Below are 19,613 nucleotides of genomic sequence, written 5' to 3'. Positions count from 1 at the left end.
ATGCGGCAGAGGTCCCCTCAGCCCCCGGTCGGCGCCGTGGTGGCGGGCGCCTTCGGCGCCGATGTCGGGCTCGCCTTGCCGGGCTGAGGCACCACACGAATCTCCACCCGTTTGTTTTTGGGTGGCGCGTCGCCGGGACCGGGGGTCTGACTCCACACGGTTCCCGGTCCCACGGGTGCTCCATTGGGTCCAACCGTGCCCGTGGGGGCCGCCGCCGGCACCTGTTTGACCTCCAGGCCGGCCCGCTTCAGCTTGGCCTTCGCCTCGGTATCGCTCAGCCCCAGCAATGACGGCACGGTCTGTGCGCCCGGGGCGGTCTCAATGGAGACGTCGGCACCCTTCGTCAACGCGCGCCCCGGGCGAGGGCTTTGATTGACCACCTCCCCGGGTTCGTTCCGGGGATCCTCCTCCAGCTCCCGGGAGGTCACCTTCAGCCCGAGCTCCTCAAGGCGAGCCAGCGCATCATCACGTCCACGACCAACGATGTCGGGCATCTGCACGATGTCGGGTGGCTCCACCGGTTCGAACCGGCGGACTTCGGGGATGGTTGGAGCCGGTTGCTGGGGGATCGGCTTGGTGAACGGCGTCGGTGGCGTGAACACCAGCGCCTGGGTCATGAAGCTGGCCCAGATCTGGGCGGGGACCTTGCCGCCCTGCACCGAACCGAGGTCCTTCGGTCGCAACGGCCGGCCGTCGGGAGCCTTGGTCGACTGTGAGTAGCCGACCCACACCGCGGTGGCCAGGTCGGGGGTGTAACCCACAAACCAGGCGTCGCTGTTGGCGCCGTTCTTGAGCTCGACCGTGCCGGTCTTGCCGGCCTCCGGGCGACCGATATTGGCGTTGTTCTTACCGGTGCCCTTGGTGATCACCCCGGTGAGGATGCGGCTCACCTCAAATGCGAGTTCGGGTTCGAGCACCTTGCGTTGGCGGTGTTGGTTCTGGAACACCACCGAGCCGTCGGCCTTGGTGATGCGCGTGACCAGCACGGGGTCGACGCGTATGCCCCTGTTGGCAAAGGTGGAATACGCCGAGGCCATCTCGAGCACCGTGGTGTTGTAGGTGCCCAGGGTGATGGTGGCGTTGACGCTGCCGTCGCGCTCCTTCAGCTTGTCTTGGCTGATGCCCAGGTCGTAGGCCATGGTGCGAATCTTCTGGGGGCCCAGCACCTTCGAAGCCAGATAGGCGAAACAGGTGTTGGACGAGAATGCTGCGCAGTCTTCAAGGCGGGCTGAGCCGCCCAGGCCGGCGCCACCCGATGGGCACCATCCCGAGAAGCACGCCTGCCCCGGGGAAGGAAACCGGTCGTCAGCCGTGATGCCCTGCTGAAGCGCCGTCGCCAGGGTAATGCCCTTGAAGCTCGATCCTGTCGGCCGCCCTCCGCCCACCGCCAGGTTCACCTTTGCGTACTCGGTGGGACCGAAATAGTCCTTTCCTCCCACCATGGCTCGAACGAAACCCGTGCGAGGTTCGACGGTGACCAACGCTGCATCGGGGTCGTGGCTGCTGTCGTTGGGATCTCCTTCGAACCCTGGATTTGGGAGGTGCCCGGCCACGGCGGCCTCGGCCTGAGCCTGAGTGTTGAGGTCGATCGTCGTGTAAATGCGCAGGCCACCGCCGTAGAGCAACTCCGCGCGTTCGGCCCTGGTGGTACCGAACTCTGGATTGTCGAGGAACCACTCGCGAACCTCGGACACGAAGTGCCCGGCCGGGTAGGCCGCCTCCCCGGGACGCTGTCCCTTGGGGATCACGCCCAGTGCGGCTGCCTCGGCCTGCTTCGCGGTGGTCGGGCTGATGTAGCCCTCGTCCAGCATTGCCCGCAGCACCGTGTCGCGTCGCTGCTTTGCGTTCTTGGCGTGCTTGTAGGGATCGTGAAGCGAAGGCGACTGCACGATCCCGGCCAGCATCGCCGCCTGGGTCAGGTTGAGTTCGTTCGATGACACGCCGAAGTAGGTGTTGGCGGCAGCCTCGATACCGCTGGCCCCGTTACCGAAATAGACGGTGTTGAGGTAGAGCTCCAGGATGCGTTCTTTGGAATAGGTGCGCTCGATCTCCATCGAAAGCGCAGCCTCCTCCAGTTTGCGACTGAGGGTTTCGTCGTCACCCAACAGTGCGTTCTTCACGTACTGCTGGGTGATGGTCGACCCGCCCTGGCTGACCTGCCCGGACTCGTTGTTCTCCTTCACCGCACGGGCGATCGCGCGGGGGTCGACGCCGTTGTGTTCCCAGAACCTGCGGTCCTCGATGGAGACGATGGCGTTCTGCATGCTGGCCGGCACCTGCTTGAGCGGCACGCTGATGCGGTTCTGTTCCGCCTGCAGCTTGGTGATCTGGGTGCCGTTGGTGTCGTAGATCGATGACGTCTCGGCGGTGTCGGGAAGCGGAATGGGCAGGGCGCGCTTCTCGGTGGTGCATGAGGCGAGGGCGCCTGCCACCACGACGAGGGCGGTGATGATCAACAGGGGGCGGGGCGTCACCCTCCTATTCTGCCGGGCCCGCACCTCTCACACCGTGCACCCTGCTGAGAGTCGGCCGGGTACCCCAAATCGCAGGAGTTCGTGTCCGGAGATCGCTACGCTCCCAGGTCATGGCCACTGACGCCCCTGACATCACCCCAGACGAGGATGGCCCTGGCGATGCTGTCGGTTGGAGCCCGGAAACCGCCCGGGGGGGCGAGGAGGCCTCGCTGCTGGACGACCTCGCCGCCCGCGGCCTGATCAGCGACAGCACGGACCTGGATGCTCTGGCTCATCGCCTGGCCGAGGGGCCGATCACCTTGTATTGCGGCTTTGACCCCACGGCGTCGTCCCTGCACGCCGGCAACCTGCAGCAGCTGATGCTGTTGGCCCGTTTTGCCCGTGCCGGTCATCGGCCGCTGGTGTTGGTGGGTGGTGCGACCGGACGCATCGGAGACCCGTCCGGACGCGACAACGAGCGACCGCTGCTCGATGAGGCGACGCTCGCGGCCAACGTGGCGGCCATCCGGGATCAGGTGGGTCGCTTTGTCGACGTGGTCTCCGAGGGGGCGTTGGTGGACAACCACGACTGGACCGGGCCGCTCACCCTGCTCGACTTCCTCCGCGACGTGGGCAAGCACGTCAATATCGGCGCCATGTTGGCGAGGGACTCGGTGCGGTCGCGCATCGACCGGGACGCCGGGATGTCGTTCACCGAGTTCTCCTACCAGTTGCTCCAGGCGCACGACTTTGTTCAGCTCCACCGGAGCCACAACTGCGAACTGCAGGTGGCGGGCTCGGATCAGTGGGGCAATATCACCGCCGGGATTGATCTGGCCCGCAGAATGGATGGCGCTGCACTGCATGGCCTCACGAGTCCACTGATCGTCCGAGCGGACGGCAAGAAATTCGGCAAGTCAACCGGCGGCGCCATCTGGTTGGCTGCTGACGAGACGAGTCCGTACGCGTTCTATCAATACTGGATGCAGATTCCCGACGACGACGTCGAATCGATGTTGCTGCGTCTCACGTTTCTCTCCGTTCTGGACATCTCGGCCATCATCACCGTCCACCGGAAGGAACCGCACCGACGACAGGGGCAACGGGCTCTGGCTCACCATCTCACCGCCATCGTGCATGGCGACGACGCGGCCAGGTCTGCTGCTAATGCCAGCGAAGTGATCTTTGGGGGCCGGCCGGCAGGTCTCGATCGTCCCAGCCTCGAGATGCTGGCCAACGAGGTCGGCTTCACCGGTGTCGGCGACGAAGAACTTCAGGACGGCCTTGACCCTGCCGAGCTCTTCGTACGTTCGGGACTGGCGCGATCCAAGGGCGAGGTGCGCAAGAACGCCCATGGATTCCGTGTGAACGGCTCTCCGGTTGACCTCGATCGTTCGATCGGTGCCGACGACCTCCTGGCCGGTTACGCCGCGATGTTGAGCCATGGCAAGCGAAAGCACCACTTGTTGGTGCACGCCGATTCCGTGGTCGGGTGAAGCCGGGCCTCCGAATCCCGACGTGTGACGCACGGCTCGCCGTCACGATTGGCGGACCCCTCGGCGGGCTGCATAGGTTACCCCTCGCTGCTTCGGCAGGGAGTCCCGGTCACGAGGGTCGCAAACCAGAGTCACGGTGGTCACACCAAAACTTCTGGAAATCGACTTGACAGGCCAAGCAAGGGTCTCTAAAGTAACAAGCTCGCTCGGGGCACAGTCCAGAGCGGGAAACACGGATCAACGGTCCCAACGTGCGCCTTCCACGGCCACAGGGATACGCATCCAGCCAGCAACCAGCAAATGGTTGTGGCGCTCCTTGACAACGGAATAGAGGACGCAGCGAGTGCGGGCCAACCACGTCGACTTGTCGACCTGGTTGGACCAATCAATTTAGCAATACCAGCAATATGGACCGATCCCGTCTCACGGGATCGCGACGTACTGTTCCAGTTGGCAAAGGGACTACTCCCAATGCCGGCTCTTCATGATCGTCACCCGCTCTCACTTCATTGTGGGGGCGGTTGTCAATCTTCGACGGAGAGTTTGATCCTGGCTCAGGACGAACGCTGGCGGCATGCCTAATACATGCAAGTCGAACGCGGCCATCCGGTGCTTGCACTGGTGAAGCCGAGTGGCGAACGGGTGAGTAACACGTGAGAAACCTGCCCTGGAGTGGGGAATAACTCGAAGAAATTCGAGCTAATACCGCATACCTTCTCTTCACCGCATGGTGAGTTGAAGAAAGATTTATCGCTCTAGGAGGGTCTCGCGGCCTATCAGCTAGTTGGTGAGGTAATGGCTCACCAAGGCATCGACGGGTAGCTGGTCTGAGAGGACGATCAGCCACACTGGGACTGAGACACGGCCCAGACTCCTACGGGAGGCAGCAGTAGGGAATCTTGCGCAATGGGCGAAAGCCTGACGCAGCAATGCCGCGTGCGGGACGAAGGCCCTAGGGTCGTAAACCGCTTTCAGTAGGGACGAAAATGACGGTACCTGCAGAAGAAGCTCCGGCCAACTACGTGCCAGCAGCCGCGGTGATACGTAGGGAGCAAGCGTTGTCCGGAATTACTGGGCGTAAAGGGCTCGTAGGTGGTTGAGTAAGTCAGATGTGAAATCTCAGGGCCCAACCCTGAGCCTGCATTTGATACTGCTCTGACTAGAGTCCGGTAGGGGAGTGCGGAACTCCTGGTGTAGCGGTGAAATGCGCAGATATCAGGAAGAACACCGACAGCGAAGGCAGCACTCTGGGCCGGTACTGACACTGAGGAGCGAAAGCATGGGTAGCAAACAGGATTAGATACCCTGGTAGTCCATGCCGTAAACGTTGGGCACTAGGTGTGGGGAGAACTCAACTCTCTCCGCGCCGTAGCTAACGCATTAAGTGCCCCGCCTGGGGAGTACGGCCGCAAGGCTAAAACTCAAAGGAATTGACGGGGGCCCGCACAAGCGGCGGAGCATGTTGCTTAATTCGAGGCAACGCGAAGAACCTTACCTGGGTTGAACTACGTGGGAAAAGCCGCAGAGATGCGGTGTCCTTCGGGGTCCACGATAGGTGGTGCATGGCTGTCGTCAGCTCGTGTCGTGAGATGTTGGGTTAAGTCCCGCAACGAGCGCAACCCTTGTCCTATGTTGCCAGCGGGTAAAGCCGGGGACTCGTAGGAGACTGCCGGGGTCAACTCGGAGGAAGGTGGGGACGACGTCAAGTCATCATGCCCCTTATGTCCAGGGCTGCAAACATGCTACAATGGCCGGTACAAAGGGCAGCTAAACCGCGAGGTCAAGCGAATCCCAAAAAGCCGGTCTCAGTTCGGATTGAAGTCTGCAACTCGACTTCATGAAGCTGGAGTCGCTAGTAATCCCGGATCAGCAACGCCGGGGTGAATACGTTCCCGGGCCTTGTACACACCGCCCGTCACACGCCGAAAGTCGATAACACCCGAAGTCAGTGGCCCAACCCTTTAGGGAGGGAGCTGCCGAAGGTGGGATTGGCGATTGGGGTGAAGTCGTAACAAGGTAGCCGTACCGGAAGGTGCGGCTGGATCACCTCCTTTCTAAGGAGTTCCTTTCCTCGCACACTCGATCGAATGATCGGGGTGAGAGAGGAACATCTAGTTGAGGCACTCGTTGGTGCCGACCCCACTGGGGTTGGCCACCGTTCTCTATTCCGTTGTGAGGGAGCGCCCGGACCATTTTGGTCCGGTCTTCCCCTCGTGTAGCGCACCCCCGCGGGTGCGCTACCGGTCGTTCCTTGAGAATTTCATTGCGAGCACGAGCATCTTTGTGAGAAATATTCAAGTTATGAAGGGCCAACGGTGAATGCCTTGGCGTCTGCTGCCGATGAAGGACGTGGGAGGCTGCGATAAGCCACGGGGAAGTGCCGACCAACTGTCGATCCGTGGATGTCCGAATGGGGAAACCCAGCACCCGTAATGGGGTGTTACTCCGACCTGAACGCATAGGGTCGGTAGAGGGAACTGCGTGAACTGAAACATCTCAGTAACGCGAGGAACGTAAAGCAAAAGCGACTCCCTGAGTAGCGGCGAGCGAAATGGGATCAGCCTAAACCGTACTGGTGTTAAAGCCCGATGGCGTTGCCAGTGTGGGGTTGTGGGAACCAACCGAGGGAACATCGGACCCTCAAGGAGTTACAAAACTGATGACTAGTGGAAGCGTCCTGTGAACGGCGCGCCGTAGAGGGTAAGAGCCCCGTACACGAAAGTTATCAGTCTCCTGTTGTGTCTCCCGAGTAACGCCGGATCCGGGAAAGCCGGCGTGAATCAGCGAGGACCACCTCGTAAGGCTAAGTACATGCAGACGACCGATAGTGAACTAGTACCGTGAGGGAAAGGTGAAAAGTACCCCGGGAGGGGAGTGAAATAGTACCTGAAACCGTTGGTCTACAAACAGTCAAAGCAGACTTGTTCTGCGATGGCGTGCCTTTTGAAGAATGAGCCAACGAGTTACGGTGTGTGGCAAGGTTAACCCGATGAGGGGAAGCCGGAGCGAAAGCGAGTCTGAACAGGGCGTTCAGTCGCATGCCGTAGACCCGAAGCCGAGTGAGCTATCCATGGGCAGTGTGAAGCGGAGGTAAGACTCTGTGGAGGCGCGAACCGACTTCAGTTGAAAATGGAGCGGATGACCTGTGGATAGGGGTGAAAGGCCAATCAAACTCGGTGATAGCTGGTTCTCCGCGAAATGCATTTAGGTGCAGCGTCGTGCGTTCAACGATGGGGGTAGAGCACTGAATGGGCTAGGGGTCCTACAAGACTACCGACCCCAATCAAACTCCGAATACCATCGTTCCAGAGCACGGCAGTGAGACCTCGGGGGATGAGCTTCGAGGTCGAGAGGGAAACAGCCCAGACCGCCGGCTAAGGTCCCAAAATCTGAACTAAGTGGTAAACGATGTGAGATTGCGAAGACAGCCAGGAGGTTGGCTTGGAAGCAGCCATCCTTGAAAGAGTGCGTAACAGCTCACTGGTCGAGTGATCTTGCGCGGACAATGTAACGGGGCTCAAGTTCAGTACCGAAGCCGCGGATGCGACTCTTTGAGTCGTGTGGTAGCGGAGCGTCGAGCGTGCAGCGAAGCGGCGGGACAACCCAGCCGTGGAGCGCGTTCGAGTGCGAATGTTGGCATGAGTAGCGAATGAGGGGTGAGAACCCCCTCCGCCGTATGTCCAAGGGTTCCTGGGCGAGGCCAATCCTCCCAGGGTGAGTCGGGAGCTAAGGCGAGGCCGAGAGGCGTAGTCGATGCACAACTGGTTGATATTCCAGTACCACCATGTTCGCGTCCGTCCCAATACTCTGTTGCTAAGGGGCTGTGTTGACTTCGGTCAACGCGAACCGACCCACATTGTTGCGGGAAGCTGTAGGGGGACGCAGGAAGGTAGATGAACCCGGTGAATGGTAGAACCGGGGTAAGCGTGTAGGAGGAGGACCAGGTAAATCCGGGCCTCATAAACTCTGAGACGTGATACCGAGCCGCTTCAGGCGAAGTCATTGATCCTATGCTGCCTAGAAAAGCCCAGCAGCGAGTTGACATGGTGCCCGTACCCCAAACCAACACAGGTGGACAGGTAGAGCATACCAAGGCGAGTGGGATAACTATGGTTAAGGAACTCGGCAAATTGCCTCCGTAACTTCGGGAGAAGGAGGACCCCAGTAGCGTGATGAGACTTGCTCTCTGAGCGTGAAGGGGTGGCACAAAATTGAGGGAAGCGACTGTTTACCAAAAACACAGCAGCGTGCTAAGCCGTAAGGCGCTGTATACGCTGTGACTCCTGCCCGGTGCTGGAAGGTTACGGGGATGGGTTAGTCCTTCGGGACGAAGCTCTGAACCTAAGCCCCAGTAAACGGCGGCCGTAACTATAACGGTCCTAAGGTAGCGAAATTCCTTGTCGGGTAAGTTCCGACCTGCACGAATGGAGTAACGACTTCCCTACTGTCTCAACCATAGACCCAGCGAAATTGAAGTACGAGTAAAGATGCTCGTTAGCTGCAGAAGGACGGAAAGACCCCGTGGACCTTTACTATAACTTGATGTTGTGTTTTGTCATATGTTGTGTAGGATAGGTGGGAGACTTGGAAGCATGGACGCTAGTCTGTGTGGAGTCATCGTTGAAATACCACCCTGCATATGGTGAGGCTCTAACCTAGACCCGTTATCCGGGTTGGGGACAGCGTCAGGCGGGTAGTTTAACTGGGGCGGTTGCCTCCTAAAGAGTAACGGAGGCGCCCAAAGGTTCCCTCAGCCTGGTTGGCAATCAGGCGTTGAGTGCAATGGCAAAAGGGAGCTTGACTGCGAGACCTACAAGTCGAGCAGGAGCGAAAGCTGGGCATAGTGATCCGGCGGTTGCGTGTGGAAGCGCCGTCGCTCAACGGATAAAAGGTACCCCGGGGATAACAGGCTAATCTTGCCCAAGCGTCCATAGCGACGGCAAGGTTTGGCACCTCGATGTCGGCTCATCGCATCCTGGGGCTGAAGCAGGTCCCAAGGGTTGGGCTGTTCGCCCATTAAAGCGGTACGCGAGCTGGGTTCAGAACGTCGTGAGACAGTTCGGTCCCTATCCTCTGCAGCCGGAGGTGAATTGAGGAAAGCTGTCCCTAGTACGAGAGGACCGGGACGGACGCAGCTCTCGTGTGCCAGTTGTCCTGCCAAGGGCATGGCTGGTTAGCGACCTGCGGAAAGGATAACCGCTGAAAGCATCTAAGCGGGAAGCCTCTTCCAAGATGAATTCACCCACAGGGTTAACCTGGTAAGGCCCGTGGTAGACCACCACGTTGATAGGCCGGAAGTGTAAGCGTGGCAACACGTTCAGCTGACCGGTACTAATCGGCCGAGGGCTTGAGTTCACACAAAAGTTCGTGCTCGCAATGAAATTCTTAAGGGCGACCGCCCACACGAGGCCTAGGTCTCGGTGGCCATAGCGGAGGGGTCCCACCCGTTCCCATCCCGAACACGGAAGTTAAGCCCTCCAGCGCCGATGGTACTTGGGACGAGAGTCCCTGGGAGAGTAGGTCGCCGCCGGTTTCGAACGAACGAGGGGAGCCCCAGGGCTCCCCTCGATTCGCGTCCGGGCTGAAGTTCCGGGCAATGTGTGTGCTAGAGCGAGTTGTGGCACCGTGGGTTTCCGTGGTGTACGTGCCGAGTCGGAAGTGAGCGACCCGGCGAGTCGACCGGTGAGGAGCGAGATGGCAGATTCCAGGGGCGGTTCGGAAGGCGGCGGCCGGCGCGGTTCGTCGTCGCGCGGGCAGGGCAACGCTGGAGGCAGAGGTCGCGATTCTGGCGGGACTCGTGGCGCCGGTGGACGGAACAGCGGATCTGGCAGTCGAAGCGGTGCTGGAGGACGAACCGGTGGACCTGGTGGCCGAGGTGGTTCCGGTGGGCGGAAGAGCGGGCCCGGCGGTCGAGGCGGTTCCGCCCGCTCAGGTGGGTTTGGTGGAGGATCCCGAGAAGGCGGTGGCGGAGGGCAGCGGGCACCCCGGGAGCCGCGCGTGGTGCCCGATAGCGCAATCGTCGACCGTCCCGAGCGCGATGAATGGCGCGACGGCGGTCGTGTCGACGGTGGGGGCGCCGCTCGCGCCGAACGACCAAAGCGTTCCTCGCGGGGCGAGGCTGCGAGAGCAGCCCGTCTGAGCGTGTCGCCCGAGGCCTTCGGTCAGGCGGTGAGCCCAAGGCGTGCGGATCGTCTGGCGCGGCGGGTGGGCGACGCAGCGGTGTCCTTTGAGGCAGACCGGTTCGATGAGGCCCGCTCGATCCTTGGGCCGATCGCCAAAGAGACCCCAGACGTCGCCGAAGTGCGCGAGCTTCTGGGTCTCACCTATTACAGGCTTGGTCGATGGCGCGATGCGGTGCGGGAACTCGAGGCGTTCTTTGCGCTCACGTCGAGTACGGAGCAGCATCCGGTGCTGGCCGATTCCTACCGTGCGTTGGGTCGACACGCCCGCGTGGAAGAACTCTGGAGTGAGCTGCGGGAGGACTCGCCATCTGCAGAACTGGTGCACGAAGGTCGCATCGTGTCGGCCGGTTCGCTGGCAGATCAAGATCGGCTTGCTGATGCAATCCGTCTGTTGGAGAAGGGGTGGAAGACCCCCCGTCAGCCTAAGGACCACCATCTTCGGCGCGGCTATGCCCTGGCCGATCTCTATGAGCGAGCCGGCTCGGTGCCAAGGGCCCGACAGCTGTTCGTATGGCTGAATCAGGTGGCGCCGGACTTTGCCGACGTCGTTGTGCGACTGGACTCCTTGGAGTGAACGTGTGTGTTGAGCGTGGGTCTTCTACGCTGGGTGGTCCCCGGACAAGGAGCTGACCTTGGTTGCTATTTCAAACCTGTTGGGCGATGACGCACAGGCACTGCTGGATTACGAGGCCACTGCCATCCCCAAGGAGCGTCTGACGCTGCCAGGACCCGACTTCATCGAGCGGTCCATGATGAACTCAGATCGGTCCCCGCAGGTGTTGCGGAGCCTGGCAGGTCTCTACAACCACGGACGCCTCGGTGGGTCGGGCTACGTGTCGATCCTGCCGGTTGATCAGGGCATCGAGCACTCAGGCGCAGCGAGCTTCGCCCCCAACATCGATTACTTCGATCCGTTGAAGATTGTGGACTTGGCGATCGAAGGCGGCTGTAACGCCGTGGCGACCACGTTTGGCGTTTTGGGCATGGCCAGCCGCAGCCATGCGCACCGGATTCCTTTCATCGCAAAGCTGAACCACAATGAGCTGCTGACCTACCCCAACACGTTTGATCAGATCATGTTCGGCTCGGTTCAACAGGCCTACGACCTGGGCGCCGCAGGTGTGGGAGCCACGATCTACTTCGGTTCGGAGGAGTCTCGCCGGCAGATCCAGGAGGTGGCCGACGCATTCGAAGAGGCACACCAGCTGGGCATGTTCACGGTGCTGTGGTGCTACCTGCGCAACAACGACTTCAAGGTGGACGGCGTCGACTATCACGCCGCTGCCGATCTGACGGGGCAGGCCAATCACATCGGTGTGACCATCGGTGCAGACATCATCAAGCAGAAGCTTCCCGAGAACAATGGTGGTTTCAAGGCCATCCCGGGCCTCGGAAAGACCCACGACCTTGTCTACGACGAGCTGACGACGGACCATCCGATCGACCTGTGCCGCTGGCAGGTGGCCAACTGCTACATGGGCCGTATCGGCCTGATCAACTCGGGCGGAGCGTCCTCCGGCGCAACCGACCTTGCGGAGGCCGTGCGCACTGCGGTGATCAACAAGCGAGCCGGTGGTACCGGGCTCATTTCGGGTCGCAAGGCGTTCCAACGCCCCATGGCCGAGGGCGTTGAACTGCTTAACGCCATCCAAGACGTATACCTCGACGACTCCATCACGGTGGCTTGACATGACCGACTTGAACAAACTGACCGACGCTGCGCGTAAAGCAACCGAGACCCTGAAGGACTACCTCGAGCAGGTGGGGGAGGCATTGCGTCAGGCGCCGGAACGCATTTCCGATTCCGTCCTGGAAACCGCAAACGAAGCGGTGGAGCGCATCCAGCCGTTGGCCGAGTCGCTGAAGCCCCGCCTGGAGAAGTTGCCCATGGTGGGCGACCTGGTGGCTGAGCCGCTCGAGGTGCCCGCCAAGAAGGCTCCTGCCAAGAAGGCTCCTGCCAAGAAGGCTCCTGCCAAGAAGGCTCCTGCCAAGAAGGCTCCTGCCAAGAAGGCTCCCGCCAAGAAGGCTCCCTCAACGGGTGATTCGGCGCCGAGCGCGTAGTTTCGTTTGCCTGATCAAGGCGCCCGACGGCAGAAGACCAGAAGCGTGATGCCCTGAGGCGCCGACTTGATGCTGCGATGGTTCGGCGCGGGTTGGCGGTCGACGCGGTGGCCGCTGCCTCGCTGGTGGCGGCCGGTCGCGTGCTGGTTGGCGGGGCCCCTGCGCTCACCCCGAAGCGGTTGACCGATGACGGCGAGCCGGTGCGAGTCCTCGAGCTGCGCGCCTTCGTGGGGCGTGGCGGCGACAAACTGGATGGCGCCCTCGTCGCACTCGCCTTGGCGGTGAACGGACGGCGGGTACTCGACGTTGGGTCGTCCACCGGTGGGTTCACCGATTGTCTCTTGCAACGCGGCGCCGATGCCGTTGTGGCGATCGATGTCGGTACCCATCAACTCAGCCAGTCGCTACGGGATGACGAACGTGTCACGGTGCTGGAACAGACCGATATTCGTTCGGTGCAAGCCGACTCGCTGGGGGGAAGGTTTGGACTGGTCACCGTGGACGTCTCGTTCATCTCGCTTGGGGCGATCATGCGCGCGTTGGCGGGCCTGAGGAAGCCGGACGGTGACCTCCTGGTGTTGGTGAAGCCGCAGTTTGAGGTGTCCCGCAGCGACGCTTCACGCGGGCGGGGCGTCATCCGCAACCCAAAGCTCTGGACCGAGGCGCTGGAGTCGGTCGTCGAGGCGGCCGGGGAACACGGGTTGACACCGCTCGGGGCTACGGTCTCGGGGGTGAGGGGCGCCAAGGGCAACACCGAGTTCTTTGTTCGCCTTGGCCTCCCTGGGAATGCCCGGACCGCGAGCCCGTCAGGGTGGATGAAGGATCTGGTTGAGTCGGCCGGGGGTGATGAGAATGAATGAGCGCCGGGCATTGCACCGGGTGGCGGTCGTGGTACATCACGACCGGCCGTTGGCGCTGGAGTTGGCGTCCACGGTTATTGAATGGGCCGCATCCATCGGCGCCTCCGTGATGATGACGGAGGATGATGCGGCGATCGTCAGGGATCTGGCGACGAGGGGGGCTGCGCCCCAAGGCGTTGAACCAGGGCAGCTGTCGACCGCGGATGTGACCATTGCCATTGGCGGTGACGGCACGGTGCTGCGAGCAGTTCGGCTGGTGGCCGATGCCGGCGTGCCGATCGTGGCGTTCAACGCCGGACAGCTTGGCTATCTCGCCGACGTCGCACCTGAGCGTGCCCGGTGGGCGCTTGGGGAGTTGGCAGCGGGCCGTGGCCGAACCGAGGAGCGCATGCGAGTGCAGGCGAACGTCGGCGGAGAGGTGGTCACCGGCCTGAACGAGGTCGTGGTGGAGCGGGCCTTCACCGGCCACACAGTCCGCCTGCGGGTGTACTTCGACGGCGAGTTCTTCACGTCCTACGTGAGTGACGGCATGGTGGTGGCCACGCCGACCGGGTCCACGGCCTATGCGTTTTCGGTGCGGGGCCCCATCGTCGCACCGACCCATCGGGCCTTGCTGATGGTGCCGGTTGCCCCGCACCTGCTCTTCGACCGTGCGTTGGTGTTGGAGGCCACCTCCACCATCGAGCTGGAGGTGGTGGGACACCGGCCGGCCAAGGTGTCCATCGACGGACAGGGTGGATTCGACGTGACCCCCGGAAACCGGATTGTCTGCTCGACGGCATCGAAGCCCGCCCGGTTCATTCGTTTCGAGGAACTGCGGTTTCACCACGTGCTGAAACGCAAGTTCTCGTTGGCAGACCGCTGACCACACGCCTTGGGCGGCCCTGGACACGGGCGGGGGCGGCCTGCCGGTGGGTGGTAGGCGGGGGCTCTACGATGGAGGGTTCATGTTGGACGAGCTCGCTGTTACCGACCTGGGCGTCATCGCCAAGGCCCGTCTGGAGCTGCGCGGCCACATGACCGCGCTGACGGGCGAAACCGGTGCCGGCAAGACGCTGCTGCTCGGTGCGCTGGAGCTGCTGTCAGGTGCCCGGGCGGACGCCTCGGTGGTGCGCGCAGGGGCCGAACAGGCCGTTGTCGAGGGGCGCTTTATCAACGGCGACGGCGACGAACTGGTGCTGCGGAGGGTGGTGCCACGCGACGGTCGAAGCCGTGCCTATTGCAATGGCTCGCTGGTGACGGCGGCCGAGTTGGCAGAGGCGGCGGCGGGACTGCTGGAAATCCACTCCCAGGGTGCTCAGCTGGCCTTGACCACGCCTGGGGTGCAGCGCCAGGCCCTCGACCGCTGGGCGAATGTTGACCTGAGCGAGTTGACCGCCGCCGAATCCTCCGTCGGATCGCTTCGTGCTGCGCTGGTCGAGTTGGGGGGAGACGAACGGGCACGGGTTCGTGAGATGGACCTGTTGGCATTTCAGGTTGCAGAGATCGGGTCGGCCGGCTTGTCCGATCCTGACGAGGATGCGGCCTTGGCCGCTGAGGAAGCGTTGTTGGCGGATGCGGTCGGGCATCGGGAGGCCGCTTCCAAAGCTCTCGGCGTGTACGACGAGGAGGGCGGTCTGTCCGACGCCCTCGCCGCCATGGCGGGCGCACTGGACGATCGCAGGCCGTTCGACGGCACGCTCACCCGGGTGCTCGCCCAACAGGCGGAGCTGTCCGATCTGGTCGCCGAGTTACGCAGACAGGCCGATTCGATCGAGGAGGACCCCGAACGGCTGGAGGTGGTTCGGCTCCGTCGGGTTGAACTGCGGGACCTGGGGCGCAAGTACGGCGATACCCTCGCCGAGGTGATGGCATTCGGTCAGGAGTGCCAGGTGCGTCTTGACGAGCTGGGCGACCGGGAGCGACGCGCGGCTGCTCTGGAGGACGACCTGGCGGCGGCGTGCCTGGTGCGCGACGAGGCGGCGGCCAAGGTGGGAGCAGCGAGGCGCTCCGCTGCTCCACAGCTGGCCACCGCGGTGCAGGCACGACTGGCGGCCTTGGCCATGCCCAAAGCCACGCTGGAGATCACCGTCGGCGACGACGACCCCGGCGACCGCGTGACGTTTCTGCTCGCCGCCAACCCGGGCATGGCGCCGGCCCCGATCCAGCGGGCGGCCTCGGGGGGTGAGCTGTCACGAGTCCTGCTCGCCCTCCGCCTGGTGCTGTCCGGCGGCCCGGACACCATGGTGTTCGACGAGGTCGATGCAGGCATCGGTGGGGCGACCGCGTTGGAGGTGGGGAGTGCGCTGTCCGAGGTGGCCGAGACGTCCCAGGTGTTGGTGGTGACCCACCTGGCCCAGGTGGCCGCCCACGCGGACCAGCAGGTTCGGATCGCCAAGTCGGCCGATGAGGACGCCACGACCACCACGGTCGAGTCGGTTGGCGGAGAAGCCCGGGTGGTCGAGCTGTCCCGGATGCTGTCGGGCACCCCAGACTCGGCGGCGGCCCGGTCAAATGCCAAGGATCTGCTGGAACGCGTGCCCCGGCGCGCCCCCGACCCTTCGACCGCCGGACCCACCCGCTGATGGCCCGCTGGTCGCCAGGTCAGCGCCGCCCCGTCGAAGCGACCGATGGGGATATGCCGACGCACAGCAGCGGCACGGCCCGGGTGGACCGGCGAACCAAGGACCTGGTGAAACGGCTGAACCCGGGCGATGTTGCGGTGATCTCGCACCGTGACCTGGATGTGGTGGCAGCCGAAACGTTGGTGGAGGCCCACCCGGCGGCGGTCGTGAACTCGGAGCCGTCCTCCTCCGGCCGCTACCCGAACGAGGGGCCACTCCTGGTGATTCGGGCCGGTATCCCGCTGGTGGACCTCTGTGGCGCCGAGCTGATGGACATGATCTCGGAGGGCGACCTGGTGCAGGTGGTGGGCTCGGAGGTGTACCGGGGCGACGAACTGGTGGCCCGTGGCATCGAGGAGAGCATCGAAACGATCGGGGTCGCTCATGCACGGGCGATGGAGGGCCTCGATGCAGAGTTCGGCAGGTTTGTCACCAACACGCTGAACTACATCGAGCAGGACCAGGACCTCCTCGGGAGTGACCTGGAGTTTCCCGACGTTGGAATCGACTTCCAAGATCGACATGTCTTGATTGTGGTTCGTGGCTCCACCTACCGGGAGGACCTGCAGATCCTGTCGGACAACGGCTACATGTCCGACCTCAAACCCATCCTGATCGGTGTGGACGGTGGGTCTGATGCGCTGTTGGAGCTGGGACACACCCCGGATCTCATTGTGGGCGACTTCGACTCGGTCACCGAACGTGCCCTTCGCTCGGGTGCCCAACTGGTGGTGCATGCCTACAAGGACGGTCGTGCCCCCGGAGCGGCACGACTTGAGAAGCTGGGTCTGGAATATCACACGATGTCGGCGTCGGGAACCAGCGAGGACATCGCGATGCTGTTGGCCTACGAACAGGGCGCCGAACTGATCGTGGCCGTGGGAACCCACACCTCGATGGTTGAGTTTCTGGACAAGGGCCGTGCCGGCATGGCGTCGACGGTTCTGGTGCGCATGAAGATCGGTACCCGTCTGGTGGATGCCAAAGGCGTGTCGAAGCTGTACCGCACCGAAGTGCACACCCGCGATCTGATCTTCATGGTGCTGGCCGCCGTTTTCGCCCTGGGAGTGGTGGTGATGATTTCGGCGCCCATCCGGCTGATCATCAAGACGGCCTGGCTGAACCTGACCAATCTGATGGCCGCCACTGCGTTGGTGTCCCCCTGGAGTCTCCTGTGATCAAGCTGCGAACCCACATCATCAGCCTGACGGCTGTCTTCCTGGCGTTGGGCATCGGCCTGATGCTGGGATCAACCTTCCTCGACCGCACCTTCGTGGATGCGCTCGATGCCCAGGTGAAGAGCCTCAACGGACGACTTGAGGACCGCACAGCCGAGGTGAAGTCGCTGACCGAGGTACTCGATGAGCAGACCCTGAGCGAGGCTGCGATTCAACCGGCGCACCTCGAGCGTTTGTTGGCCGGTCGGCTTTCCGGCAGCGAGGTGGTGATACTGGCCAACCGCGGGGTGGACAGCGACCAGGTGGCGCGCACCGTTGCGGTTCTTCAAGCGGCGGGGGCGGAGATTCCCGCCGTGCTGTGGCTGACCGATCGTTGGAATCCGGCCGACCCCAAGACGAGCGTCGAGATTGCCGACTCGTTGGGGCTGGTTGGAGCGGACGACCCCCAGCAGGTGACCGTGGCAGCGGCGGACCTGTTGGCCACCGCCCTTGCCGGCCCGACCCGCGCCACAAACCCCACGGCGACGACCGCCACGACAACCGCCACGACCACCGGTGGTGGCGCCGCTCCTGGCGAGCCGACGGCCGCGCCCCCGTCAACAACCCCGACGCCGTCATCGAGCGCCACCACGACGACGCTGCCCCCCGAGCCCGAAGACGTGCTTGCGGCGTTGGCGAAGGCAGACCTGATCGAACCTGAGGCGGCGCCTGCGGGCAATCTGTCGGCGCCGGCACCCGAGGCCCTGATCATGTACATCACGGGTGAGGGCAGTGTGCTGAAGCCAAAGGAGGCGTTTGTGCCGGTGGCAACCGCGCTGGCGGCGACCAGCCCGGGGCGCGTCCTGTTGGCTGAGACCCGGACCACCAGATCGTTGGCCGAGCTGGCCACCGACGAGGATGTCGCCGCCCGTGGTGCGTCGCTCGAAGCGGCGCGGGACCTGACGGCGCTGGCAGGGCAGGTGTCGACACTGGACGGGCTGGAGACGCCCCTTGGAAAGGTTGCTGCCGTCGCAGCCTTGATGGAGTTGGCCGAAGGAAAGACAGGCAACTACGGGATGGCCAAGGGGGTCGACTCGGTGCTGCCTGAGGTTGGCGGATGATCCAAGGCCGACCGCGACAGGCGACGCCGTCGGCTGATTCGCCTCCTGTGGCAAGGGCTTCGGACGGCGAGGCGGCCCGCTTTTCCCTGTTGGTGGCGGCCAGCCGCGCCACCGGCTTTGTTCGCATGCTGGCCGGGTTCGCGGTTTTGGGTACCAGTACCCAGCTCGGCAACGTGGTGCAAAGCGCCAACCTGGTGCCCACCCTGCTCTTTGAACTGTTGGCAGCGGGCGCTCTCGGCGCGGTGTTCATCCCCATGCTCGTCGACGAGGAGCGGCGCTTTGCCGGGCCGGTCGACGCGTTCCGGTCCCGCCTGGCCGGCACGGTGATGTTCTACCTCGGGGCCGTACTGGCCGTCGTGGTGGCCGTGGCGCTGCTCGCCCGGGGCCAGGTGACCGACTACCTGTTGGGCAACGTACCGGTTGAGGATCGGCGCCAAGCCCAGCTCTTGGGGACCTACCTGCTCTGGTGGTTTCTTCCTCAGGTTTTCGCCTACCTGGCCAACGGGGTGGCTGTAGCGCTGCTGAACGCCCGCAACCGGTTCTGGGCGGGGGCCGTGTGCCCGCTGGTCAACAACGTGGTGGTGTCCATCACGCTTGGTGCGCTGGCGATCATGCGAGGCGGCGACGTCTCGCTGCCCCTGAGCGGCACCGAGAAGTTGGTGATCGGCGGGGGGTTCACAGCCGGTGTCGTGGCCATGGCCGCCGTGCCCCTCCTGGACGCGTTCAACCACGCCGCGCCGCTGGGTCGACCGCTGCCGCCTCGATCCGGGCAACTGCGTTCGCTGGGGCGTGCCGTGTGGTGGGCGGTGCTGTTCCTCGGGGCGGCACAGTTGCCGATGCTGGCGGTATTGCCGTTGACCAACGCCGTTGACGGCCACACCCAGGTATGGATCCTCACCTGGCAGATTCTGCTTCTGCCCCATGCGTTGTTGGCTTCTCCCATCTACACCACCCGCCTGCCGGCGCTCGCAACTGCGTTTCAGCAAACCGATACCCGCTCATTCGCCGAGCTGTCGGGCGCGTCGGTTCGGTCGGTGTTGACCACCGGTGCCTTGGCCGGAGCACTACTGGCTGCACTCTCCCCGCAGGTCGCCCAGGCCGTGTCGATTGGTGCCGCGGCAGATTCGACGGCGGCGGTGACCGCAGCTGTAGCCGGGTTTGCCGTTGGGGTGCCTGCCTATGCGCTGTGGATGACGCTGGTGCGCATCAGCTACGCCACCTCCGATGCGCGCACCCCGGCCCTGGTGGCGGTCGTGGTGGCCGTGGCGGCCGTCGCGGGCTTCTACGTGGTCAATGCCACTGTCGAGGGCGACGCCCGGGTGGGTGCATTCGCTCTGGTGTGGTCGCTCACCATCGGTGTGGGTGCGGTCGTCCTGGCGATCAGGCTCCGTCACCTTCTAGGTGGGCGAGCTGAATTTCGGGCCTCCTGGGTGCGTCGGCGAACGCTGGCGGTGGCGGCGGCGGGCCTCGCGGCAGCCCTGCTGGGGCTGACGGTGAGCACCGATCTTGCCGTGATGGCGCTGATCGTCGGCGCCGTTGGTGGCACGCTTGGATTGGGTGCCTTTTTCGGGGTCGATCGAGGACTGGGCGGTCCCGCCATGATGACGACGATCGGTAGCTTTGGTGGCGCCCCCGACAGCGAGCCCGTTGCGTGAAGACCCAGACCGTGAGGCGACCAGC

12 protein-coding genes and 3 rRNA genes are annotated in these 19,613 nt (G+C 63.4%); 14 read left to right on the top strand and 1 reads right to left on the bottom strand.

The genetic code is table 11. From position 1 onward, the window contains the following. Nucleotides 1-17: 17 nt before the first annotated feature. Nucleotides 18-2,474 (bottom strand): transglycosylase domain-containing protein, encoded by a 2,457-nt coding sequence (locus MPARV_RS0100485; protein WP_051011857.1) that lies wholly within the window; start codon nucleotides 2,472-2,474, stop codon nucleotides 18-20. Nucleotides 2,475-2,584: 110 nt separating this feature from the next. Between MPARV_RS0100485 and tyrS the strand changes: the two genes are divergently transcribed. The 14 genes from tyrS (at nucleotide 2,585) to MPARV_RS0100415 (ending at nucleotide 19,588) form a co-directional block, all read left to right on the top strand. Next, on the top strand, nucleotides 2,585-3,949 hold the full coding sequence (tyrS, locus tag MPARV_RS0100480) for a tyrosine--tRNA ligase (protein WP_020376846.1): 1,365 nt from the start codon (nucleotides 2,585-2,587) through the stop codon (nucleotides 3,947-3,949). Between the two features lie 531 nt (nucleotides 3,950-4,480). Beyond that, nucleotides 4,481-6,003, top strand: a 16S ribosomal RNA gene (locus tag MPARV_RS0100475). Between the two features lie 238 nt (nucleotides 6,004-6,241). Continuing rightward, nucleotides 6,242-9,304, top strand: a 23S ribosomal RNA gene (locus MPARV_RS0100470). A gap of 61 nt (nucleotides 9,305-9,365) precedes the next feature. Next, nucleotides 9,366-9,482, top strand: a 5S ribosomal RNA gene (rrf, locus tag MPARV_RS0100465). The 16S, 23S and 5S rRNA genes sit together here, the layout of an rRNA operon. A gap of 273 nt (nucleotides 9,483-9,755) precedes the next feature. Continuing rightward, nucleotides 9,756-10,088, top strand: coding sequence for a hypothetical protein (locus tag MPARV_RS21915; RefSeq protein WP_157789398.1), 333 nt, complete (start codon nucleotides 9,756-9,758; stop codon nucleotides 10,086-10,088). 29 nt (nucleotides 10,089-10,117) lie between these two features. Further along, nucleotides 10,118-10,705: a tetratricopeptide repeat protein gene (locus MPARV_RS21910; protein WP_157789397.1), complete on the top strand. Its 588-nt coding sequence runs from the start codon at nucleotides 10,118-10,120 to the stop codon at nucleotides 10,703-10,705. Nucleotides 10,706-10,763: 58 nt separating this feature from the next. Further along, entirely contained in the window at nucleotides 10,764-11,819 is a 1,056-nt protein-coding gene (locus MPARV_RS0100450) for a class I fructose-bisphosphate aldolase (RefSeq protein ID WP_012226785.1), read from the top strand. Nucleotide 11,820: 1 nt separating this feature from the next. Further along, nucleotides 11,821-12,192 (top strand): hypothetical protein, encoded by a 372-nt coding sequence (locus MPARV_RS0100445; RefSeq protein WP_020376842.1) that lies wholly within the window; start codon nucleotides 11,821-11,823, stop codon nucleotides 12,190-12,192. A 53-nt stretch (nucleotides 12,193-12,245) separates the two neighbouring features. Beyond that, nucleotides 12,246-13,052, top strand: a complete 807-nt coding sequence (locus MPARV_RS0100440; RefSeq protein WP_274517202.1) for a TlyA family RNA methyltransferase — start codon at nucleotides 12,246-12,248, stop codon at nucleotides 13,050-13,052. Further along, nucleotides 13,045-13,917 (top strand): NAD(+)/NADH kinase, encoded by an 873-nt coding sequence (locus MPARV_RS0100435; RefSeq protein ID WP_020376840.1) that lies wholly within the window; start codon nucleotides 13,045-13,047, stop codon nucleotides 13,915-13,917. The genes MPARV_RS0100440 and MPARV_RS0100435 overlap by 8 nt, the downstream gene beginning before the upstream one ends. A gap of 82 nt (nucleotides 13,918-13,999) precedes the next feature. Next, a complete protein-coding gene (locus MPARV_RS0100430; protein WP_020376839.1) occupies nucleotides 14,000-15,616 on the top strand; it encodes a DNA repair protein RecN in 1,617 nt (538 codons plus the stop codon). 53 nt (nucleotides 15,617-15,669) lie between these two features. Next, entirely contained in the window at nucleotides 15,670-16,833 is a 1,164-nt protein-coding gene (gene steA / locus MPARV_RS0100425) for a putative cytokinetic ring protein SteA (protein ID WP_100221207.1), read from the top strand. After that, the gene (locus MPARV_RS0100420; RefSeq protein WP_020376838.1) at nucleotides 16,830-17,933 is read left to right on the top strand and encodes a copper transporter; all 1,104 of its coding nucleotides are present in this window, start codon (nucleotides 16,830-16,832) and stop codon (nucleotides 17,931-17,933) included. The genes steA and MPARV_RS0100420 overlap by 4 nt, the downstream gene beginning before the upstream one ends. Before the next feature lie 47 nt (nucleotides 17,934-17,980). Beyond that, on the top strand, nucleotides 17,981-19,588 hold the full coding sequence (locus MPARV_RS0100415) for a lipid II flippase MurJ (RefSeq protein ID WP_020376837.1): 1,608 nt from the start codon (nucleotides 17,981-17,983) through the stop codon (nucleotides 19,586-19,588). Nucleotides 19,589-19,613 lie beyond the last annotated feature (25 nt).

Origin of the sequence: Candidatus Microthrix parvicella Bio17-1 (assembly GCF_000299415.1) — a bacterium.
Classification (GTDB): Bacteria; Actinomycetota; Acidimicrobiia; order Acidimicrobiales; family Microtrichaceae; genus Microthrix; species Microthrix parvicella.
This window is presented reverse-complemented; position numbering and strand designations above follow the sequence as displayed.

Bases quoted from the DNA above. Each gene is read 5' to 3' on its own strand.
- MPARV_RS0100435 (WP_020376840.1), top strand. From the start codon at position 13,045: ATGAATGAGCGCCGGGCATTGCACCGGGTGGCGGTCGTGGTACATCAC.
- MPARV_RS0100430 (WP_020376839.1), top strand. From the start codon at position 14,000: ATGTTGGACGAGCTCGCTGTTACCGACCTGGGCGTCATCGCCAAGGCC.
- tyrS (WP_020376846.1), top strand. From the start codon at position 2,585: ATGGCCACTGACGCCCCTGACATCACCCCAGACGAGGATGGCCCTGGC.
- steA (WP_100221207.1), top strand. From the start codon at position 15,670: ATGCCGACGCACAGCAGCGGCACGGCCCGGGTGGACCGGCGAACCAAG.
- MPARV_RS0100445 (WP_020376842.1), top strand. From the start codon at position 11,821: ATGACCGACTTGAACAAACTGACCGACGCTGCGCGTAAAGCAACCGAG.